This is a genomic window from Actinopolyspora lacussalsi subsp. righensis, assembly GCF_900116555.1.
In the GTDB taxonomy this organism is placed as follows: domain Bacteria; phylum Actinomycetota; class Actinomycetes; order Mycobacteriales; family Pseudonocardiaceae; genus Actinopolyspora; species Actinopolyspora lacussalsi.
The window spans coordinates 76,897-96,097 of sequence record NZ_FPAT01000012.1; the positions used below are offsets into that span (position 1 = coordinate 76,897).

Annotated in this window: 21 protein-coding genes; 11 read left to right on the forward strand and 10 right to left on the reverse strand. The window is 68.1% G+C overall.

Annotated elements, in window-relative coordinates; translation table 11 throughout:
- Positions 1 to 9: 9 nt before the first annotated feature.
- On the reverse strand, positions 10 to 972 hold the full coding sequence (locus tag BM394_RS18735; RefSeq protein WP_092980312.1) for a metallophosphoesterase: 963 nt from the start codon (positions 970 to 972) through the stop codon (positions 10 to 12).
- A 399-nt stretch (positions 973 to 1,371) separates the two neighbouring features.
- Here BM394_RS18735 and BM394_RS18740 point away from each other — a divergent pair, with 399 nt between their 5' ends.
- On the forward strand, positions 1,372 to 1,842 hold the full coding sequence (locus BM394_RS18740) for a GatB/YqeY domain-containing protein (protein WP_092980315.1): 471 nt from the start codon (positions 1,372 to 1,374) through the stop codon (positions 1,840 to 1,842).
- Between the two features lie 173 nt (positions 1,843 to 2,015).
- Here the strand turns inward: BM394_RS18740 and BM394_RS18745 are convergent, their stop codons facing one another.
- On the reverse strand, positions 2,016 to 4,487 hold the full coding sequence (locus BM394_RS18745; protein WP_092980317.1) for a penicillin-binding protein: 2,472 nt from the start codon (positions 4,485 to 4,487) through the stop codon (positions 2,016 to 2,018).
- A gap of 242 nt (positions 4,488 to 4,729) precedes the next feature.
- Here BM394_RS18745 and BM394_RS18750 point away from each other — a divergent pair, with 242 nt between their 5' ends.
- Positions 4,730 to 5,032 (forward strand): WhiB family transcriptional regulator, encoded by a 303-nt coding sequence (locus BM394_RS18750; RefSeq protein ID WP_092628233.1) that lies wholly within the window; start codon positions 4,730 to 4,732, stop codon positions 5,030 to 5,032.
- Positions 5,033 to 5,262: 230 nt separating this feature from the next.
- Here the strand turns inward: BM394_RS18750 and bagB are convergent, their stop codons facing one another.
- Positions 5,263 to 6,399, reverse strand: a complete 1,137-nt coding sequence (bagB, locus tag BM394_RS18755; RefSeq protein WP_092980318.1) for an ATPase BagB — start codon at positions 6,397 to 6,399, stop codon at positions 5,263 to 5,265.
- On the reverse strand, positions 6,396 to 7,400 hold the full coding sequence (gene bagA, locus BM394_RS18760; RefSeq protein WP_092980320.1) for an ATPase BagA: 1,005 nt from the start codon (positions 7,398 to 7,400) through the stop codon (positions 6,396 to 6,398). Before bagA ends, bagB begins: the two co-directional genes overlap by 4 nt.
- A gap of 199 nt (positions 7,401 to 7,599) precedes the next feature.
- Here bagA and sp36 point away from each other — a divergent pair, with 199 nt between their 5' ends.
- The 4 genes from sp36 (at position 7,600) to BM394_RS18780 (ending at position 10,756) form a co-directional block, all read left to right on the forward strand.
- Positions 7,600 to 7,755 (forward strand): Sp36 family protein, encoded by a 156-nt coding sequence (sp36, locus tag BM394_RS18765; RefSeq protein ID WP_092628230.1) that lies wholly within the window; start codon positions 7,600 to 7,602, stop codon positions 7,753 to 7,755.
- Between the two features lie 110 nt (positions 7,756 to 7,865).
- Positions 7,866 to 8,333, forward strand: coding sequence for a RidA family protein (locus BM394_RS18770; RefSeq protein ID WP_092980465.1), 468 nt, complete (start codon positions 7,866 to 7,868; stop codon positions 8,331 to 8,333).
- 283 nt (positions 8,334 to 8,616) lie between these two features.
- A complete protein-coding gene (locus BM394_RS18775) occupies positions 8,617 to 9,249 on the forward strand; it encodes a hypothetical protein (protein ID WP_342752748.1) in 633 nt (210 codons plus the stop codon).
- A gap of 97 nt (positions 9,250 to 9,346) precedes the next feature.
- On the forward strand, positions 9,347 to 10,756 hold the full coding sequence (locus BM394_RS18780; RefSeq protein ID WP_092980321.1) for a hypothetical protein: 1,410 nt from the start codon (positions 9,347 to 9,349) through the stop codon (positions 10,754 to 10,756).
- 119 nt (positions 10,757 to 10,875) lie between these two features.
- Here BM394_RS18780 and BM394_RS18785 read toward each other — a convergent pair whose 3' ends face one another.
- From BM394_RS18785 to BM394_RS18795, 4 genes are all read right to left on the reverse strand, one after another.
- A complete protein-coding gene (locus tag BM394_RS18785; RefSeq protein WP_092980323.1) occupies positions 10,876 to 12,030 on the reverse strand; it encodes a methyltransferase domain-containing protein in 1,155 nt (384 codons plus the stop codon).
- A gap of 207 nt (positions 12,031 to 12,237) precedes the next feature.
- A complete protein-coding gene (locus BM394_RS22535) occupies positions 12,238 to 12,600 on the reverse strand; it encodes a hypothetical protein (RefSeq protein ID WP_139235263.1) in 363 nt (120 codons plus the stop codon).
- Positions 12,593 to 12,826 carry a hypothetical protein gene (locus BM394_RS18790; RefSeq protein WP_092980325.1) on the reverse strand — a complete coding sequence of 78 codons (234 nt, stop codon included), beginning with the start codon at positions 12,824 to 12,826 and terminating at the stop codon, positions 12,593 to 12,595. Before BM394_RS18790 ends, BM394_RS22535 begins: the two co-directional genes overlap by 8 nt.
- A complete protein-coding gene (locus tag BM394_RS18795) occupies positions 12,823 to 13,041 on the reverse strand; it encodes a hypothetical protein (RefSeq protein ID WP_092980327.1) in 219 nt (72 codons plus the stop codon). Before BM394_RS18795 ends, BM394_RS18790 begins: the two co-directional genes overlap by 4 nt.
- Before the next feature lie 127 nt (positions 13,042 to 13,168).
- Here BM394_RS18795 and BM394_RS18800 point away from each other — a divergent pair, with 127 nt between their 5' ends.
- The 3 genes from BM394_RS18800 to BM394_RS18810 all read left to right on the forward strand — a co-directional run bounded on the left by BM394_RS18800 (position 13,169) and on the right by BM394_RS18810 (position 14,793).
- Positions 13,169 to 14,032, forward strand: coding sequence for a helix-turn-helix domain-containing protein (locus BM394_RS18800; RefSeq protein WP_092980329.1), 864 nt, complete (start codon positions 13,169 to 13,171; stop codon positions 14,030 to 14,032).
- Positions 14,016 to 14,207, forward strand: a complete 192-nt coding sequence (locus tag BM394_RS18805; RefSeq protein WP_092980331.1) for a DUF397 domain-containing protein — start codon at positions 14,016 to 14,018, stop codon at positions 14,205 to 14,207. The genes BM394_RS18800 and BM394_RS18805 overlap by 17 nt, the downstream gene beginning before the upstream one ends.
- A 391-nt stretch (positions 14,208 to 14,598) precedes the next feature.
- Positions 14,599 to 14,793 carry a DUF397 domain-containing protein gene (locus tag BM394_RS18810; RefSeq protein WP_092980333.1) on the forward strand — a complete coding sequence of 65 codons (195 nt, stop codon included), beginning with the start codon at positions 14,599 to 14,601 and terminating at the stop codon, positions 14,791 to 14,793.
- A 147-nt stretch (positions 14,794 to 14,940) separates the two neighbouring features.
- Here BM394_RS18810 and BM394_RS18815 read toward each other — a convergent pair whose 3' ends face one another.
- A complete protein-coding gene (locus BM394_RS18815) occupies positions 14,941 to 15,231 on the reverse strand; it encodes a hypothetical protein (RefSeq protein ID WP_139235264.1) in 291 nt (96 codons plus the stop codon).
- A 271-nt stretch (positions 15,232 to 15,502) separates the two neighbouring features.
- Here BM394_RS18815 and BM394_RS18820 point away from each other — a divergent pair, with 271 nt between their 5' ends.
- Both BM394_RS18820 and BM394_RS18825 read left to right on the forward strand, forming a co-directional pair.
- Positions 15,503 to 16,324 (forward strand): NUDIX hydrolase, encoded by an 822-nt coding sequence (locus BM394_RS18820; RefSeq protein WP_092980337.1) that lies wholly within the window; start codon positions 15,503 to 15,505, stop codon positions 16,322 to 16,324.
- Between the two features lie 64 nt (positions 16,325 to 16,388).
- A complete protein-coding gene (locus tag BM394_RS18825) occupies positions 16,389 to 17,228 on the forward strand; it encodes an MBL fold metallo-hydrolase (protein ID WP_217643591.1) in 840 nt (279 codons plus the stop codon).
- 160 nt (positions 17,229 to 17,388) lie between these two features.
- On the opposite strand, the gene BM394_RS18830 is transcribed toward BM394_RS18825, so the two are convergent.
- Positions 17,389 to 18,633: an MFS transporter gene (locus tag BM394_RS18830; protein ID WP_245780295.1), complete on the reverse strand. Its 1,245-nt coding sequence runs from the start codon at positions 18,631 to 18,633 to the stop codon at positions 17,389 to 17,391.
- Positions 18,634 to 19,201: the final 568 nt, after the last annotated feature.

Sequence of the window (19,201 nt, forward strand, 5' to 3'; positions counted from 1 at the left end):
CGACAAAGTCTATCCCACGCCCGTGCCGGATTCGACAGGGGTCCCCGTAATGGAGTGAGCGGGGTGCTCCTCGGGCCGCTGCGAACGCGGTACCAGCGTCAACAGCGTCGCCTCCGGTGGGCAGGCGAACCGCACGGGGGCGTAGGGCGAGGTTCCTAGCCCGGCCGAGACGTGCAGCCGCATGTGCTCACCCCACTCGGAGGGCCCCTTGGCGCGCCCCCGGTCCAACTCACAGTTGGTCACGATCGCGCCGAAGCCCGGGACGCAGAGCTGCCCGCCGTGGGTGTGCCCCGCGAGCACCAGGTCGTAGCCGTCACCGTCGAAGGCGTCCAGCACCCTGGGTTCCGGCGAGTGGGTGACGCCCAGACTCAGCCCGACCTCGGCGGGCGGCTTCCCCTCGATCTCCGAGTAGCGGTCCCGCTTGAGATGCGGATCGTCCAGCCCGGCGGTGTGAACGGTGACCCCACCCACCGTCAACTGTCGCCGCCGATGTGTCAGATCCAGCCAGCCGCGTTCCGTCATGGCGGCACGCAGATCCCGCCACGGCAACGGCCTTCCCCTGATGCGCTTCTTCTTGCCGGAGGGCAGCAGATACCGTGCCGGGTTCTTGGGTTTCGGGGCGTAGTAGTCGTTGCTGCCGAACACGAACATCCCCGGGCGGTCCAACAACGGCCCCAGCGCCCGCAACACCGCCGGGACGGCCTGCGGATGCGCCAGATTGTCGCCGGTGTTGACGACCAGGTCGGGTTCGAGCTCGTCGAGCGCGGCGACCCAGCGCTGCTTGGAGGTCTGGTTCGGGGTCATGTGCAGGTCCGAGATGTGCAGCACCCGAAGCCGCGGACTCGACTCTTCGAGTACCGGCAGTGTGGCCTTGCGCAGTGTCCAGTGCGTGCGCTCGATTCCCGCCGCGTAACCGAGCGCCGAGGCCCCGAGAGCACCGGTGGCGAGCAGAGTACGACCGAAGGTGTTCACAGCGTCCAGCCTACGAGAACGCACAGATCCGAGCCGCGTGGCGGTCGCGTGTTCCCGCCCCCGTCGGGACTCCGTTTCGCGGGCGCGGCGATTTCTCGCGAAATTGACACCCCGGTGCGGCGGCGTGCCCCGAGCTCCGTCGATTTCTCGCGAAATCGCCGGGGCCTTGCCGCCGCGATGCCGAACCCCCACCACGCCCGCGGGCCGCACTCCGACCACCCTCGCAGCAGTACCGACCGCGGTTCTCCGGTGCGGCTCTCGCGAGGAAGGCCCGACGTTGTGTAGTAACTACCCGATGTCGGGCCTCCCCGGAGCGAGAGCCGCACCGGAGGTTCCGCTACAGCACCAACTACGAAAACCGAGAGGCCCCGCACTCCATCTCTCCGGGATAATCGGGCCATGTCCGAGTTGAAGGAACGCCTGCGGGCCGACATGACCGCGGCGATGAAGGAACGGGAAACCACCCGCACCGGGGTGCTCCGGATGGCGCTGTCCGCGATCGGTGCCGAGGAGGTTTCCGGGCAACAAGCACGCGAGCTCTCCGACGAGGAGGTTCGGGGGGTTCTTTCCAAGGAGGTCAAGAAGCGGGACGAATCCGCCGCGGCTTTCGAGTCGGCGGGGCGTGCCGAACAGGCGGCGGCTGAGCGCGCCGAGGGTGACATCCTCCGGGAGTACCTGCCCACGCAGCTCGACGACGAAGAACTCACCCGATTGGCGAAGGAGGCGGTGAGCGAGGTCGCGGCCGAGATCGGTGAGACGCCGGGTCCGAAGCAGATGGGTCAGGTCATGAAAATCGCGAACGCCAAGGTCGCGGGACAGGCCGAAGGGGGCAGGGTCGCGGCCGCGGTGAAAGCCGAACTCAACGGCTGACCCTCACCCCATCGAAGCTTTCCCCGATCACCCCGCACGGAGCGCTGGGCCTTCACGAAGCGCTCGGGTGGTGGAACCACCCGAGCGCCCCACGAGGCCCGTACCGGAGAGCTGGAGCCCCTCCCGAGAGCTGAATCCCGCCCGAGAACTGGAGCCCGATCGGAGAACTCCGGTCACCCGCCGGAGTCCTCCCGCGGCTGTGGCGACGGCTGCCCGCCCCCTCCGTTTCCGGAACCACCGCCGTTTCCAGAACCACTGTCGGGACCGTTGCCGCCGCGCTCACCACCGCCGGTGCTTCCGCCTTCCCCGGGGTTCTCCCCCTGGGAAGGCGGTTGCGCGGCGACGGTACGGGGCGGCGGGATGTAGCCGCTGCTGACCGAGAGCAGCACCGAGGTGCCGCTCTGGGCGATACCGCGCGGCGACTGACTGATCACCGTTCCCTCGGATTCACTGCTGCTGACGGTGCGCCGTTCCACCTCGTAACCCGCTTCGCGCAGTTTCTTCGCTGCTTCGTCGGCGGACATGTCCACGACTTCGGGAACCTGTTTCCCGGAACCGCCGTGCCGGTAGCGGTCGGTGGTCGACGGCAGCTCCGCCACGGGCAGACCCTCGTGCGCGGTCTTCATGGCACGCATCCAGGTCTTGGCGGGAATGGTGCCACCGTAGATGTTGCCGCTGCCGCAGACCGTGGGAGGACTCCCCAGGCAAATCCCCATACCTGGTGACTCGGGCCGGTCGATGTAGGTGAGTACGGCGCCCGCCAGCTGCGGGGTGGCACCGATGAAGGCCGCGGACCCGAAGGTTTCGGTGGTACCGGTCTTGGCGGCGGTGGGCCGGTTCCACCCCGTGGCACCGGCCGCACGCGTGGCGGTACCGGAAATGGTGTCGTCGGACATTCCGACGGCCATCGCGTCCGCCAGCTCCCGGTCGACGGCCTGTTCACAGGGTTGCTCGGTGATCGAGACCCGATTGCCGTTGCGGTCGCGGATGCTCTTGATCGGGGTCGGTGGGCACCAGACACCACCGCTGGTGATCGTCGCGGAGGCGTTGGCCAGTTCCAGTGGACTGGTGGGGCTGAAGCCCAGGGTGAACGCGCCGATCTTGCGCTGTTTGATCTCTTCGGCCTGGGTACGTTCGCGAGCGCGGTCGGCGACCATCGGCACACCCGCCAGGTCGTGACTGTTGAGCGTCCGGCGCATCCCCAGCCGGGAGGCCATCTCCACGGTGTTGTCCAGCCCGGCACGCTCCTCCAGGATCACGAAGGCCGTGTTCGGCGAGGTCGCCAGCGCTTCCTGGATCGAACGAGAACCGGCTCCGACTCCCTCGGCGTTGCCGACGGTGTAGGGGTTGGTCCCGTTGCTGAACTCGACCGAGGTGTAGGAGCCGGGTGCCGGGACGACGTCCTTGATCCCCATGCCCGCTTCCAGTGCGGCCGCCGCGGTGAAGGTCTTGTACACCGAACCCGCGCCGGGTGGTGCCATGGAGCTGGGCAGCGCGTACGCGCTCTCACCCTGCTGCTTGTCGAAACCGAAGTCGCGGTTGGCCACCAGCGCGCGGACCTGGTGTTTGTTCTCGCCGGGTTCCACGACGGACATGACGTTGGCGATCTGGTCGCTGTCCTTGGGCACGCCCTGCTCGGCCGATTCCTTTGCCGCGGCCGTGATTCCCTGGTCCAACGTGGTCCGGATCGTGTAGCCGCCACGGCGCAGCTGGTCCATGGAGAACCCCGCGCGTTGCAGGTAGTTCTCCACGTACTTGCAGAAGAAGCCGTTCTGCGCGCCGGCACCGACGCATCCGTTGGGCAGCTTGTCGAGGGGTTGTTCGATCCCCAGCGGGGCCTCCCTGGCCTCCCGAGCCGCCTGCTGGGTGATCCTGCCCTGCCGGGCCATCGCGTCGATGACCAGCCCGCGCCGGAACATCGCCTCCTTGGGCTGGGTCACCGGGTTCAGCGAGCCCGGACGGTTGACCACACCGGCCAACAGCGCGGCCTGCGAAATCGTGAGTTCGTCCGGCGTCGTTCCGAAGTAGGCGTGTGAGGCAGCGGCGATACCGTAGACGCGGTTGCCGTAGGGAACGACGTTGAGATAGCGGGTGAGTATCTCCTCCTTGCTCAACCTCTTCTCCAGCTGGAGGGATACCCGGATCTCGCGCAGCTTGCGCGCCACGGTCTGCTCGGTCGCCTCGGCCTGTTTGACGGGGTCTCCCGCCGCGGTGACGTGCACCAGGTAGTTCTTGACGTACTGCTGGGTGATCGTGGAGGCACCCTGGGTGATCCTGCCCGCCACCTGGTTGCTGACGAAAGCACGCACCGTGCCCGGCCAGTCCACACCTTCGTGTTCGTAGTACCGCTGGTCCTCGATGGCCACCATCGCCGCTTTCATCGTGTCGGCGATCTCGTCGGACGTGGCCGGTGTCCGGTACTGCTCGTACAGATAGGCGATCGGATTTCCCTTCCGATCCTTCACCGTCGAGACCAGGGGTGGTTGTTCGGTGAGCAGTTTGGTGGAGATCCGGTTCACCGCGTCGCCGGCACGATTCGATATCACCCCGAGCGCTCCCGCCGCGGGGAATACCATGCCGGCGACCAGGACACCGGCCAGTACACACAGACCGAACAGCTTGAGCACGCCATTACGTAGCCGCACGAGGTAAACGGTAAGCCGAGCCGCTCTACGCGACTCGCTGTCACGGTCAATAACCCCCGATGTGATGAGCGTGAAAGAAAATTCCCACGAAAGTCGGTTGGCTACGGAACCGAGATCTTCTAGTGTGCGTCCACGTCTAGCGACAGGTTTCGTAGCGTGCCGCGGGCACGTCACGACGGCCGGTGCCGGGGGCCCGGAGGTTGCATGGTCGCCGACGATCCAGTGAGGAGCTGGGGGCTTTGATGTTGGAACAGGGGGACTGGCGGGTGAACGCGGCATGCCGCGACAAGAACCCGGACCAGCTTTTCGTACGAGGTGCGGAGCAGCGCAAGGCACGCACCATCTGCTTCGGATGTCCCGTCCGTACCGAGTGCCTCGCGGAGGCGCTGGACAAACGAATCGAGTTCGGTGTCTGGGGTGGAATGACCGAACGGGAACGACGGGCGCTGCTGCGCAGACGCCCTGATGTGCGCAACTGGCGTGAGCTGCTCGAAGCCGCGCGGGAGGATTACACCCAGGACATCGACGCCTACCAACTGGGCTGAAAACTGTCGGCGGCGCGGGTTTCATAGCTGGTTGAGGGGCGGAACCTCTCGCACGGCTCTCGCTGCGGGAGGCCCGACATCGGGTAGGCACCTACACAACATCGGGCCTTCCTCGCGAGAGCCGCACGCGAGAACCCGCGGCGGTGCGAGCTGCGAGGGTGGTCGGAGCTCGGCCTGCGTCGATGGCCCGGCGATTTCGCGAGAAATCGACGCCGTGGGGCGGGACGGCCTCACTCCCGGGCGAGTCGGCGGCCGATCTCGCGCAGCCCGTACTGGTCGTGCACCTCGTCCGCCAGTGCGGGAACGCTGCCGAGCTCGACTTCCGGATGCGCCCTGGTGAACCGGGCCAGCAGACGTTTCTCCCGCTCCGCGACCGCGACCCGGTCGGCGTGCAGCCGGAGAACCGAGGCTGCCAGCGGGGCGGAACCGGCTGTTTCGAGTTCCTCGGCGGCCGACAGCGCACGCGCGGCCGCCAGCTCGGCCAGTACCGGATGGGTGCGGTTGGCGACCATGCCCGCCAGCGGCATGTGCTCCGTGGACAGCCGTTCCACGAAGTAGGAGGCCTCCCGCAGCGCGTCCGCTTCCGGGGCGGCCACCACCAGGAACCGGGTACCGCTGGAGCGCAACAGCCGGTAGGTCCGGTCCGCCCGCTCGCGGAAGCCGCCGAACGTGGAATCGAACGCCTGCACGAAAGCGGCCGCGTCGGCGAGCAGCTGGCGTCCGACGATCGTGGAAACCGCCTTGGCGAACATTCCGAATCCGGCTCCGACGATTCTGCGTATCCCCTTGCCGCCCGCCTTGGCCGGGCTGGCCAGCATCCGGATGAGCCTGCCGTCCAGGATCGTGGACAGTCGCTGCGGAGCGTCGAGGAAGTCCAGCGCGGAGCGACTCGGCGGGGTGTCCACCACGATCAGGTCCCAGGTGTCCTCGGTGACCAGCTGGCCGAGCTTCTCCATCGCCATGTACTCCTGCGTCCCGGAGAACGAACTCGACACGGTCTGGTAGAAGGGGTTGTCCAGGATCTGGCGCGCGCGGTCACGACCGGCGTGCGCCAGGACCATGTCGTCGAACGTCCTGCGCATGTCGAGCATCATGGCGTGGAGCTCGCCGGACTCGCCCTGCTCCAGGTCGACCTTCCGGGGAGTGTTGTCCAGTTCGGCCAGCCCGAGCGCCTGCGCCAGTCTGCGCGCCGGGTCGATGGTCAGCACCACGGTCTTGCGACCGCGCGCGGCTGCCCGGATCCCCAGGGCTGCCGCCGTGGTCGTCTTGCCGACTCCGCCGGAACCGCAGCAGACGAGGACGCGGTTGTCCGGATCGTCGAGCAACCGGTCGATGTCGAGCCGATCCGGGCCGGGGGGTGTGTTCATCGGCTTCCTCCGACACCGCGCGCGACCAGCCCCTCCGCCAGTTCGTAGAGCGCCGCGACGTCGATCCCGTCGACGTAGTCGGGTAGTTCGACGAACGGCAGCGCGGTGTTGTCCAGTTGTTCCCGGGCCGAGAGTTCGGCGCTGGCCCGGCCGGCGTGTTCGATGGTCTCGGCCACCAGACCGTCGAGCACCTCGGCGTCCCAGTCCAGCCCGGCCGAGCGCAGTCCATCGCGGATCCTGGTCGCGTCGACCCTTCCCCCGGCGGCGGCCAGCACCGAGCGGGTGGCCAGCCGGGAGGGCCGTACGCGGTTCAACAGCACCGCGCCCGGGCGCAGTTCGGCCGCGTCGAGCTCCTCCACTGTTTCCAGGGTTTCCCGCATCGGCAGCTGCTCCGGCAGAGTGACGAGGTGCACCACGGTGTCGGAGGAGTGCAGCAGGCCCACCACCTCCTCGCTCTGCCCGTGGATGGGCCCCATCCTGGCCAGGTCGGCCATGGCGCGCGTGACGTCGAGGAACCGGACGATCCGGCCGGTGGGTGGCGCGTCCACGACCACCGCGTCGTAGGTGTGTCGTCCGTTGGTGTCGGTCCGGCGCACGCACTCCTTGAGCTTTCCGGTGAACAACACGTCCCGCAGCCCGGGGGCGAGCGTGGTGGCGAACTCGATCGCCCCCATCCTGCGCAGCGTGCGCCCCGCGACGCCGAGGCTGTAGTACATGGCCAGGTACTCCAACAGGGCGGCTTCCGCCTCGATGGCCAGGGCGCGGACCTCGCCTCCGCCCGGAGCGGCGGCCAGCCTGCGTTCGGAGTACTCCAGCGGCGGTGTGTCGAACAGCTGGGCCAGCCCCTGTCTGCCCTCGACCTCGGCGAGCAGCACCCGACGGCCACCGGTCGCCAGCGCGAGGGCGAGCGAGGCGGCGGCTGTGGTCTTACCAGCACCGCCCTTACCGCTGACGAAGTGCAGCCTCGCCCGGTCGAGTTCGCGGTCCCATTCAGAGCTCACACGATCAGCCTAAGCTCATCCGGGGCTCACTGTCCGCTCGTCCTGTCCGTTCGTAGGGGCCTTGGGGAACCGTGCGGGAGGACGCACCGTCGACCGCGCCCGGCTCCGAGCGAGCCCCGATCGGGCCGATCCGCTGCCTGACCGGGCCGGTTGCCGATCCGAGGAACAATCTTCCGGAGCCGGCACTTAGGGTTGCGGCATGACCAAGTGGGAGTACTCGACAGTGCCGCTGCTCAGCCACGCGACCAAGCAGATCCTCGACCAGTGGGGCGATGACGGCTGGGAGCTGGTCGCCGTTCTGCCGGGACCTACCGGCGAGCAGATGGTCGCCTACATGAAGCGCCCGAAGGAGTAACGACGGATCGAGTGATTTCCCGGTGCCGTTCCCATCCGCGAGGATGGGAACGCCCGGTTCCGTGACGCAGCGGGGCCGTTTGGCGAGTCCCGGAGAGATTGGTGTCCGTGATGGGCAACTGGACCGCCCGTTTGACCGAGCTCGGAGTGGAGCTTCCCGAGGTAGCGAAGCCCCTCGCCTCTTACGTCCCCGCGGTGCGAAGCGGGAACCACGTCCACACCGCGGGACAGCTACCCCTCGTGTCGGGAACGTTGTCGGCCACGGGGAAGGTGGGTGACGACGTCGACCCGGACACGGCACGGCGTATGGCACGTATCTGCACACTGAACGCCCTGGCAGCGGTCAACAGCGTGGTCGAGCTGGACTCGTTGGCCGGAGTCGTCAAAGTGGTCGGTTTCGTCGCTTCGGCGGAGGGATTCACCGGCCAGCCCTCGGTGCTCAACGGCGCCTCGGAACTGCTCGGGGAGGTGTTCGGCGAATCCGGTGCGCACGCGCGCTCGGCGGTGGGGGTGGCCGAGCTTCCGATGGGCGCTCCGGTCGAGGTGGAGCTGATCGCCGAGATCGCCGACGGGCACTGAGCCCGTGGACCCCCGCGTGGGAGGACAACTGTTCCCGGCCGCGTTCGCTCGACCACTCACACGTCGTGCGACTCGCACCGCGCCTCGGCGACGAACCACAACGCGCACTCACTCGTCCGAGTGAGGGCTGTTTATAGTGAGCTGTGCGTAACTGAGCCCTGAGTAACAAGGCCGGATGCGTGCTGCGGGTTGATCGCAGACATTTCCACGGGAAAATCACCCATACGGATGAAAACGCCGATGACTGTCCGACGCAGCGTGCTGGGGCATCGCCCCGGAGGGGATGACTGACGTGGCCGACCGAGACACCAGCCTGTTGTGTCACGAGCTGTTGCTCCGACTCGCGGGCCGTATCCCGGACGAGTCACTGTGGCGCTACCGGGACTGGCTGGCGGGCGACGCCGGGGACGTGATGGCCGTTTCGCTGCCGAAACAGCTGGTCCGGGAGCGCATCGGTCTGACCGACGGCGACCACCGGCTGCTCTCCGAAGCCCTGCTGCCGATGGGGGCCGATCCGGCCGCGGTGGGCGCGATACTTCCCGAGGAGGGCACGCCGCGACGGCGTCACACGTTCACGGCGGCGGCTCCCGGCGACGACAAGGGCGACTCCACCGCGCTCGTGCTGGGAGCGACGCTGCGCGGGCGGCCCGACGTGGGCGAGGTCCGCGACAGCTGGCGCCGCGACACCACCGCGTCGAGCTCCGAGCCGGAGCAGCGCGTGATACTGGTCAACACCGGCGGGAACCCCGTGGAACTGGCCGGTGAGATCCAGCGAATCCTGCGCGCGCTCGGCAACCACACTCCCATGGTGGAGGCGCTTCCGACGAACATCGATCCCCCCGAGTACCACGAGCGCGCCCTGACGGCCTCGAATCTGATCTGCACCGGCAGTGGCGAGCTCGTGGGCTCGGACTGAGCACCGGTGACCGGCACCGCGCACTCCGACGTCTCGTGACGAGTCCCGAACAGACCCCGCTGCCCCGCATCTCGAACAGGTACCCAAGGAGAACCCCGTGGTGGACGTGGCGAACAGCACCGGTCCGGTCGACCGGCTGCACCAACTGCTGCTGGCACTGAGCGGCCGACTCGACGACGACGCGCTCAACACGGCACGCGAGTTCGCGGGGGCGGAGCAGCCCGACAGCGCCGCCGAGTTCGTCACCGGAGCACTGCTGGCGGGCGGGATCGCGGTGACCCGGGACGAACAGCGCGAGCTGTCCTCGATCCTGGGGCGGACCAACTCCCGCAGTGGACTGGCCGAACGGCTCACCGTGGACGTGACGGACGGTTCCGAGAAGCACCGGTTCACCGAACCGGAACGGGTGGAGGACGTCTCCGAGGCGCTTCGGGAGATAACCGCACGGCTGCCGAACCTGCGCTCGCTGTGGTGCGCCGCACGTACCACGGCGGCGGGTGTCGCGGCGGGAGCGGTACCCCGCCGCGTGCTGCTGGCCGAGGTGGACGGATCGACGGCGATCGGCCCCACCGACTACCAACTGCTGCGGGCGCTGCACCGCCACGGGATCCAGTGCTCGGTGGAGGCGTTCGGTACCGGGGAGGAGCTCCCCGACTACCACCGCGAAGCACTGGCCGTGGCACACGAGGTGCGGCTGGACCGCGCACTCGGCACCACTGAGCCCGCCCGGGGCGGCACCAGGCACAAGGAAGGGATCGAGGGCTTCACCGATCCGCTCTCCTACCACGACCCGCTGGGCGAACCGTCGCGCGTGGAGTCGAGCGAGGCCGGTGTGCTCGCCGACTCCCCCGCTCCGGAGCCGGATCTGCCCTCGGTGGAGATGACCACGGAGTGGCCCGCCTCGGAATTCGGCAACTCGCTGAACGCGGACCTGTCGGACGACAGGGATCCGCTCGGGGTCGGGTTCCCCGAGACCGGCTATCGGGAGTCCGGTCGGGAGTCCAGCTATCGGGACTCCAACCACGGGGATTCCGGCCATCGGCAGGAACGCTCCCTGCCGCCGGAGCCCGATCCGGAGGAGACCGGTTTCATCCTGCCCGAGCCCGCTCCGAGCACGAACCACGCGGATTCGTTCGGTTTCCCGGAACCCGGTGAGTACTCCGAGCCCGGCGACTTCCCGTCTCCCCCGGAGATCGCGACGTTCGAGCCCGCCCCGGTCGAGAACGACCACCCCGCCGAACAGCATTCCGAGTCCCGCGAGGACGGCAACTCCAATCCCGCGGTTCCGGCCGCCGTGGACGCCAAACTGACCGACCGGGAGCGGAACCTGCTGCAGAAGCTGCACGAGGAGCTGGCGCATCGGGAGCAGGACAAGTCGCCCGGCGACACCGGCAACTCCCACGAAGCGGTCGGAGCGGAACCACAGCAGGACCCCCGGACCACGACCGTTCCCGGGACCGGCAACTTCCCGCCCATCGGTTCGACCGGCCCCAACCAGTCGCGGTGAGCGCCACGCGGGAATCGCTCGGCACCGCTGGCCGGATCGGATTCGGTGCGCTGTCCGGCACGACAGTGTTCTACTGATCTCGGAAACCAATGGGTTCCGCTGCCTACAGGAACCAGTACCTACAGGAACCAGCAGTCGCGGCTGTCGGGGTGGTCGATCCAGAGTCGCTGTTCGTGCTCGGTGGCGGTGATGCCGAGGCGGGTCCAGTCGGGTTTGCCGTGGGTCAGCCAGGTGCGGTGGGCGCGTTCGACGGGTTCCCACAGTGAGGTCGGTCCGGTTTCGGTGACCTCGTATCGGCCGCTACTGGAGGCGGTGAGGCCGATTTCGGCGGTGGAGCCGTCGGGGGTGGTCATGGTGGCCGCCGCTGGTTGTCGGGTGTGCGGGTCGAGGCGCATCCCGATCGTGACGCCGTCGGGCAGGCCGTGGAACTGGGCCAGCAGCCAGACCACGGTGTTGTCCCACCAGGGGCTCGGTGGCGTCGTGGTGGTGCGGGCCTGTGGTTCGGCGTCTTCCGGGGTCGTCCGGGGAATGAGCGGGTTCTGGTCGTGGGACTGGTGGCGCATACTCATGAACGCCGCCCAGCGGTCGGTGAAGCGCCCCTCCAATCGGTCCGGATACCGGCGCAGCAGGACGAGGTTGCCCGCCTGGATGTTGGGTTTGACGTTGACGAGCGCGAATCCGCCGACGGTGAGTTGTTCGGCCCAGGACCACGGCACGCGGGACACCGAGCAGGTGGCGATGACGCGGTCGTAGGGCGCGTGCTCGGGCAGTCCGCCAACGCCGTCGCGGCAGGCCAGTGCGGGGTGGTACCCGAGGCCCGCCAGCCGGTCGCGGGCGTCATCGACCAGTTCCGGGGCGATGTCTACGGAGCACACGTTCCGGTCGCCGAGCCGGTGGCACAGCAGCGCTGTGGTGTAGCCGGTTCCGGTGCCGATGGCCAGCACCCGGTGCTCGTCGTCGATGTCGAGCGTTTCGAGCATGCGCACGATCAGATCCGGTTTGGTGCCGCTGGACAGCGGATGGTCTCGCTCGTCGAGCACGGTTACCAGCGTGATGGGCGAGTAGGCCAGTTCGAGTCCCTTCCCGGAATCGGTCGTGAGGTGGTGCCACGCGCCGCCGGTGTCCTGTTGGTACGACTCGGGGACGAGCACGTGCCGGGGTACGGCGGCCACGGCTGTTTTCCACCGTGGGTCGGTGAGGTCGCCTCGGGTTTCGAGTTCGTCGGCGAGTCGTTCCGCTCGCCACGTCCAGTCGGTGCCGAGGTGTGTGGTCACGAGCTCCCCTTCGTCAGCAGATCGGCCAGGGCAGTGGCCCGGCGGGGACGGTTCGGTGGCGGCCGGGGCGGCGTCGCCGAACCGTGGTCGTGGGTGTGTTTCGCGATGGGTTGGATGCCCGGCCGGCGCCTTCGGGGGCAGGCACCGGCCGGGCGGGAACGGCCCGATGCCGGACTTCGGGGGTGTCGACGGCACCGGACCGTGGCGCTACAGGGCGCGGAGCCCTGCCAGCACGCGGGCGAGTAACTCGCCGTGGGGAGAGTCGTCCGAGGCGGTAGCCTGGACGGGCCGACCAGGTAGGTTGCTGCTACCTGGTCGGCGCTTCGTCACCACCGACAGCGGCAACGTGCCGCGCCAGTGCGTGAACCGACCCGGCCCGAGGGCGGGCATGATCTCCGTCGGTGCCGCGTCGGCCCGCACCTCGTTCGAGGTGGCCCGGCCCTTCTCTTCCCGTGGCCGCTCGACGGTGAGCGCGCCCGGCCCCGCGTGGGCATGGCGTGCTCCTCGTGGCGAGCGATGGCCGCGAGGCAGGTCCTCCTGGCGGAACGCGTCCGATGACGGCTCAGGCATCGGAGTCCCCCTCGACGAGGTTGGTCCGCTCGGAGTCCGGAAGTTCCCCGGAAGGCAGGGTCTCGGCGTGCTCCCGCAAAGCGGTGGCGAACTCCTCGAGCGCGTCGGCGGTGTCGCGGCACTGCTGGGGGCTGTATCGACGCCAGCCCAGCGCGAAGGCCGCGTCGCTCATCAACCACTCGCACCGCCGCGCCAGGGTGGCGATCTCCGCGTGCGGGCTGCTCATGAGAGCTCACTCGCCCGGATCGCGGAGTCCAGTACCGACCGCAGTTCCCGGGCCTGCTCGACCGTCCACCGTGTCCGGTTGTAGACGGTCGGGGTGTCGATCTGGATCACGTTCGGCGTGTGCGGCGAGATCCACACCCACAGCGCCCCCTCCCCGCCCTCGTGGCGACATCTCGCCCGCGCTCCCGGGTTCGTCACGTCGTGTTTCGGTGGCATTACTGTTAAGCCCCTTATCGATCCGTTCTATCGTTACGCGAAACAGAGTGCCGCTAATCGAAACTTTTATACAATCCCCTGAACGAGGGATCGTCCGAGATACACACGAGTGGTTATTGTTTGTTTCATGCGGCGAAACAGTGGAGGTACACCGAAAGCGCGTGCACTTGGCGCGGAGCTGCGCGAAGTGCGGAGCAATGCAGGTTACAGCTTGCGGGACCTCGCCAAAGAACTCGAAGTGAGTCACGTGCGGCTTCAACGTTACGAATCCGGTGAAACAGTTCCCTCGTCAGAATTCGTCGCCGCCTACGTGACAACGTTGAGCGCACCCGCGCAGACGCGAGAGCGCCTCACGAACATGGCCCGGGACGCGGACAAGCTCGACTGGCTGTCGACCGCCACGTCCGGAGCCCGCAAGGAGCTGACGACACTGATCGAGTTCGAGCGCAATGCGAACCGAATCACCGACGTAGCTACCGGTGTCATTCCCGGGCTGCTGCAAACCTCGGACTACGCACGGGCCGTGATGCAGCATCTCTCGCTCGACGAGATCGAAACGATGGTGCTGATGCGCGTCGGCCGCCGCGAAATCCTCATGAAGCCGAAGGCGCCGAACCTGGTGTGCTTCATTTCCGAAGCCGCGCTGCTCGAGTCCATCGGCGGTCACGCGGTTATGACCGAGCAGCTTCGCCACGTCGTCAAGATGAGCGAATGGGACAACGTGGATGTGCGCGTGGTGCGTATCGGAACGACCTCGCTGCACCCGGCGCACATGGGATCGTTCGTCCTGTTCGAGTTCATGAAAGCCACACCGATCGTGCACATGGAGCACTATCACTCATCGGTTTCCCTGCACAATCCGGGCACCGCAAGGGCGTATCAGGATGCGGTTACTAACCTGCACGAAGTGGCGATGAGCCCCGAGGCGTCGGCAGAGTTCATCGCCAACTGTGCGGACGAAAAGGAGAACGACATTGACGATACACCCTGAAGGCTGGCGCAAGTCGAGCCGATCGGGACAACGTACCAACTGCGTCGAGGTCGGCCGCGTGGCCGACGGCGCGGCGGTGCGTGACACCAAGGACCGCTCCGCCGGATACTTCACCACCACCGGCCCCCAGTGGACCGCGTTCATCGACGCCGTGAAGTCCGACCGGTTCGACTGAGACCGGAGCTGAAGACCGAACAACATCAGTTCGAACAGCACAGCGCCCTCGGGGGAGCGATTCAGAGCAACGCGTTCCCGAGGGCGCTTTCGCGCACTTCGCAGGTCCGGTTCCGATTGTCTCGGGTGGTGCCGATCGGATCCGGATGGCCGGATGGCACCCGGCTCTCGAAGAGCTGTTCCCGCTCATCGAATCCGCGGAGTGGAGACTGGTTCTCAGGTCGAGAACCAGTGCGGTGCGCTCTTCTTCCACGAGACAGTCGGCGTCGAGACACACCGGCTCGCGGTGGATAAGGGCTCGCGGTGGATAAGGATGCTAAACGTAACGCTGAGCTCCGTCGCCACAACGGAACTCATGGTCGGCATCATCGAGAACGAGGAGAACAGCCACTATGACAGCACTTATGCCCGCCAACTGGCGCAAATCGAGCCGATCGGGACAACGCACGAGCTGCGTCGAGGTCGGCCGCGTGGCCGACGGCGCGGCGGTGCGTGACACCAAGGACCGCTCCGCCGGATACTTCACCACCACCGACACCCAGTGGACCGCGTTCATCGACGCCGTGAAGTCCAACCGGTTCGACTGAGACCGGACACGCGACCGCTCCCCGCCAGTCAGCACTGAATCGCACAGTCCAACTCTCGGGGAGCGATTCAAAAGGAAAAACAGACGAGGGACTGGACCCCGGTCTACTGCGACCCGCTCCAGGAACAACCGAATCCGCGAATTCGGTTTACCGCTGTGTCCCTTCCTGCTGGTTGACCATCCGATTCAAAACCATCGCAACGGCCGCACTTGCGATAGTAGTCGGCGCGAGCAGGGCGAGCATGGCCGTCGATGCCGTACTTGCCTCGATGAAAGCACCGACGACGAGCAAGAAGACTACTGAGAGGGCTATGGCACCCAGTAGTTGCAGCAACGCTGAGGTCCTTCGCCGCTGCGGATGCTTACGCCACAGCAACAGGATACCGAAGACGGGGAGCGCTGCCAGGAAGCCGGCGAGCAAGAACAACGCGAACGTCATGGACACAGCCTCGCACACGGATGAAGGACTCCATTTGTTTTCCATGCAATCCATCCACATGGAAAACAACCAAGTTGGCGTCTTTTGCCGAGCACGACAAGAAGCCATGACGCTCGTCCCGACTCACTGTGACCGGGTCAGGGGCGAGTACGAGGGCGAGTTGTCCGATGGGGTGGCGCGTCCGAGGGGTTCGCCGGGCACGGGAGCGCTCTACCGTGGATCGGGCCGTTACCGCAGACCGAACCGGCATCGGACCTCTAGAGTCGCTGTCATGCGACTGCCGGAAGAACTGACCCTGCCGGACGGCATGATCCCGGAGGAGACGACCGATCCACCGGTCACCCCGCGCGACGCTGCCACCGTGGTGCTGCTGCGGGACGGACCGACGGGTCCGGAGGCGTTCCTGCAACGCCGGGTGCGCGGCATGCCGTTCGCGGGCGGCATGACGGCGTTCCCTGGTGGCGGGGTGGACCCCCGCGACGAGGAGGCGTCGATCGCCTGGCACGGCCCGGAGCCGGAGCACTGGGCGCGGCGGCTCGGCTGCGGGACGGACCTGGCGCGCGCACTGGTCTGCGCCGCCGTGCGGGAGACGTTCGAGGAGGCCGGTGTCCTGTTGGCGGGCGAGAGCCCCGACCACGTGGTCACCGACACCGCGCGCTACGACGCCGAACGGCACGCGCTGGTCACCAAGGAACTGTCGCTGGCGGGGATGCTGCGGAGCCACGGGCTGGTGCTGCGTGCCGACCTGCTGGTCCCGTGGTCGAACTGGGTCACTCCCGAGATGGAGCCGCGACGGTACGACACGCGCTTCTTCGTGACCACCGTTCCCGAGGGGCAGCGGGCGGACGCCCGCACCGGGGAGGCGGCCGAGGCCTACTGGCGCACCCCCGAGGACGCGCTGGCGGACTGGCGCGCCGGGCACAACGGGCTGCTGCCGCCCACGTGGGTGACGCTGTCCGAGCTCGCGGAGCACGACGACGTCGCGGGCGCGCTGCGCGCCGAACGGAGTATCGACAAGGTCGTTCCCAAGATCGTGCGGCAGGACGGAGCATGGCGGGTGGTGCTGCCGGAACCGCCCTACCGGGAGTCGTGAGACCCGCCGGAGGGCACCCCGGTCGGCCCGACCCCGACCTCGGACGAGCAGGAAAGGACACGAGTTGACCTCGTCGACGTTGGAGCACCCCGCCCCCGGCACCCCGCGTCGGGTGCTCGACTTCGCGACCGTGCTGCTGGCGCGGAACCCGAACGCGATGACGCTGGACGGCACGAACACCTGGCTGGTGGGCGCGCCCGAATCCGACGAACGGATCGTGATCGACCCCGGCCCCTCGGAGCGGGAGCACCTGCGGACGTTACGGGAGCAGGCCCGGATCACCGGGGTGCTGCTCACCCACCACCATCCCGACCACACCGAGGGCGTGGCGGAGTTCGTCGAGCTCACCGGCGCACCGGTACGGGCGCTGGACCCGGAGCTGTGCGTGGACGGCACCGCGCGGACACCGGGATTCGGCTCGGGCCCGCTGCGCGAGGGCGAGACGGTCGACGCCGCGGGTGTACGACTGCGGGTCATGGCGACGCCCGGTCACACGGCGGACTCGCTGTGCCTGCACACCGAGCACGACGGCGTGGCGGCGCTGTTCTCGGGTGACAGCATCCTCGGCCGGGGGACCACGGTGGTCACTGCCGAGGACGGTGACCTGGGCTCGTACCTGGAATCGCTGCGCAGGTTGACCGAACTCGCCGGGAGCACCTGGTTGCTTCCCGGGCACGGTCCGGAGCAGCCGGACGCGCGGCAGGCCGCCGCGACCTACCTGGACCACCGGCGACAGCGGCTGGAGCAGGTGCGGGCGGCGCTGCGGAAGCTCGGCGGCACTGGCGAGCCGGGTGAGGTGGTGGACATCGTCTACGCGGACGTGGATCCGGCCGTGCGGCCCGCCGCCGAGAGCACCGTGCGGGCGCAGCTGAACCACCTGCGCGAACTCGGCGAGCTCGGCTGAACCGTGTCACCGGCTCGGCCCAACCCCCGTTCGGGCCTCGGATGCTCACCGGCGAAACCCACCGCTCGTTCCCGCTCCGGCGTCCCGAGCCCGGAGAGCACTCCCACCTCCCCTCGTTCCGGCTGGAATCCCCCTGGAGGAGGAACCCGGCCGGAGCCGGTCAGCGGGTTTCGGCGAAGCTCGGCACCGGGCGCGGATCGTCCTCGGTGAGCAGGGTGCGGCGGCGGAACCAGAGCAGCGCGCCGAGCACCAGCCCGATACCGCTGGCCACCAGGAAGGCCGTGGGCGGCGCGGCCAGCTCCACGAGCTGTCCGCTCACGGACTGCCCGAAGGCCGAGCCCAGCGTCACCGCCGTGATGACCCAGCTGAACGCCTCGGTGGCCGTTCCGGGAGGCGCGGCACCCTCCAACGCGACGGAGTGAGCGGTGGACTGCGGAGTTATCAGCGTGCCCGCCACCAGCAGTGCCACCGTCAGCCCGAGGAGGGTCTCCGGCAACGCCAGCAGCGCTATGAGCACCGCGAACACCGAGAGCAGCGCGGGCAGCCGCAGGTACATGGGTCGCGGCCAGGGACGCATCCCATAGAGCACGCCGACCACGACCGAGCTCACGGACAGCACGCTGAGCAGCAGGCCGCCGAGCGCGGCGTGGCCCGCGCGTTCGGCGGCGGCCGGAACCGCGACCTCCACCATGCCCAGCAGCGCGCCGAACCCGAACGCCGCCAGCGCGACGGTGCGCATCCCGGGGGCGGCGAGCGCCCCCAGCAGAGAGCCGACGGCGTCGGAGCGTTCCACCGGCCGGTGCCGCCTGGCCGCCGGGGTGAGCGCGAACCCTATGCTTCCCGTGACCATGCAGCACGCCCCGACGAGGAGTCCGGTACCGGCCCAGGGCGTGTTGACCAGCAGGCCGGCTATGCCCGGCCCCAGGATGAAGAACACCTCCATGCTGATGGCCTCGTAGGAATAGGCGGCGTCCCTGGTGCGGCCCGGCGGGAGCAGCCGGGTCCAGAGCGCCCGCGATGCGGGACCCGTCATCGGCTCGGTCAGCCCGACGGCCACGGCGAGCACGATCATCGGTACCGCTGCCCCGCCCAGCTCGACGGCCGCGATCTCGGCGGCGACGAAACCGGTGAACACCGCCGATACCACGAGCAGCGGTCGGGTGGGCCCCAGCCGATCCATGATCCGCCCCTGCACCACCGACCCGACGGCCACGCCCACGAGGTTGCCCGCCGAGACCAGTCCGGCCACGCCGAAGGAACCGGTCACTCGTTGCACGTAGAGCAACAGGGCCAGCCCGATCATCGCCACGGGCAGCCTGGCGAGCAACGAGGTCAGTACGGGAGCGGCGGCGCCTCGGGTACGCAGCGCCGCGCGGTAGTCGGCCAGTGAGACGGAGTGGGACACGCGTGCCAGTATCACGAAAGTGGTACGCCAGTACCACTGGTTTTCGCGTTATCCCGCTCACCGTCCGACCGGCCACCCGCACGTGACACGAAACGAATTCGCAGGTCAGCCCGATCAAGCGACCCCGCCGAAAAAGAACTGAAAAATTCGGGACCGACACGCAACCCCGGGCGCTTCCGATACGTCTTCATGAGTGAAAGGGCTTGGCAAGGCGGCTCGAATGGCGCAAGCTGAGAGTGTGCAACGCACGGGTGATCGCGAGAACACTCGGCGTAGCCATCGGGAACCGGTCGCCAGAGCCGCACCGCGGTCGACTCGGCGGCGGAAGAACCGAAGAACAAGCCTTCGGTGCGTTGGTTCGGGGCCGACCATCGAGGGATCGGGGAAAAAGCGTGGTTGGTCGGGGGACGGACCACGCGAGAAGAGGGAGCCGGAGCGCCGCGTCGGGGGTGGCGCCCGGTTCCTTCTTTTTGTGCGCACCGGTACGTGGGGGCCGTGCCGAATCAGGCTTCCCGAGCAGTGGGAGCGGTGAGAACACTCCGGACACGCGGGGCACTCCGGACACGCG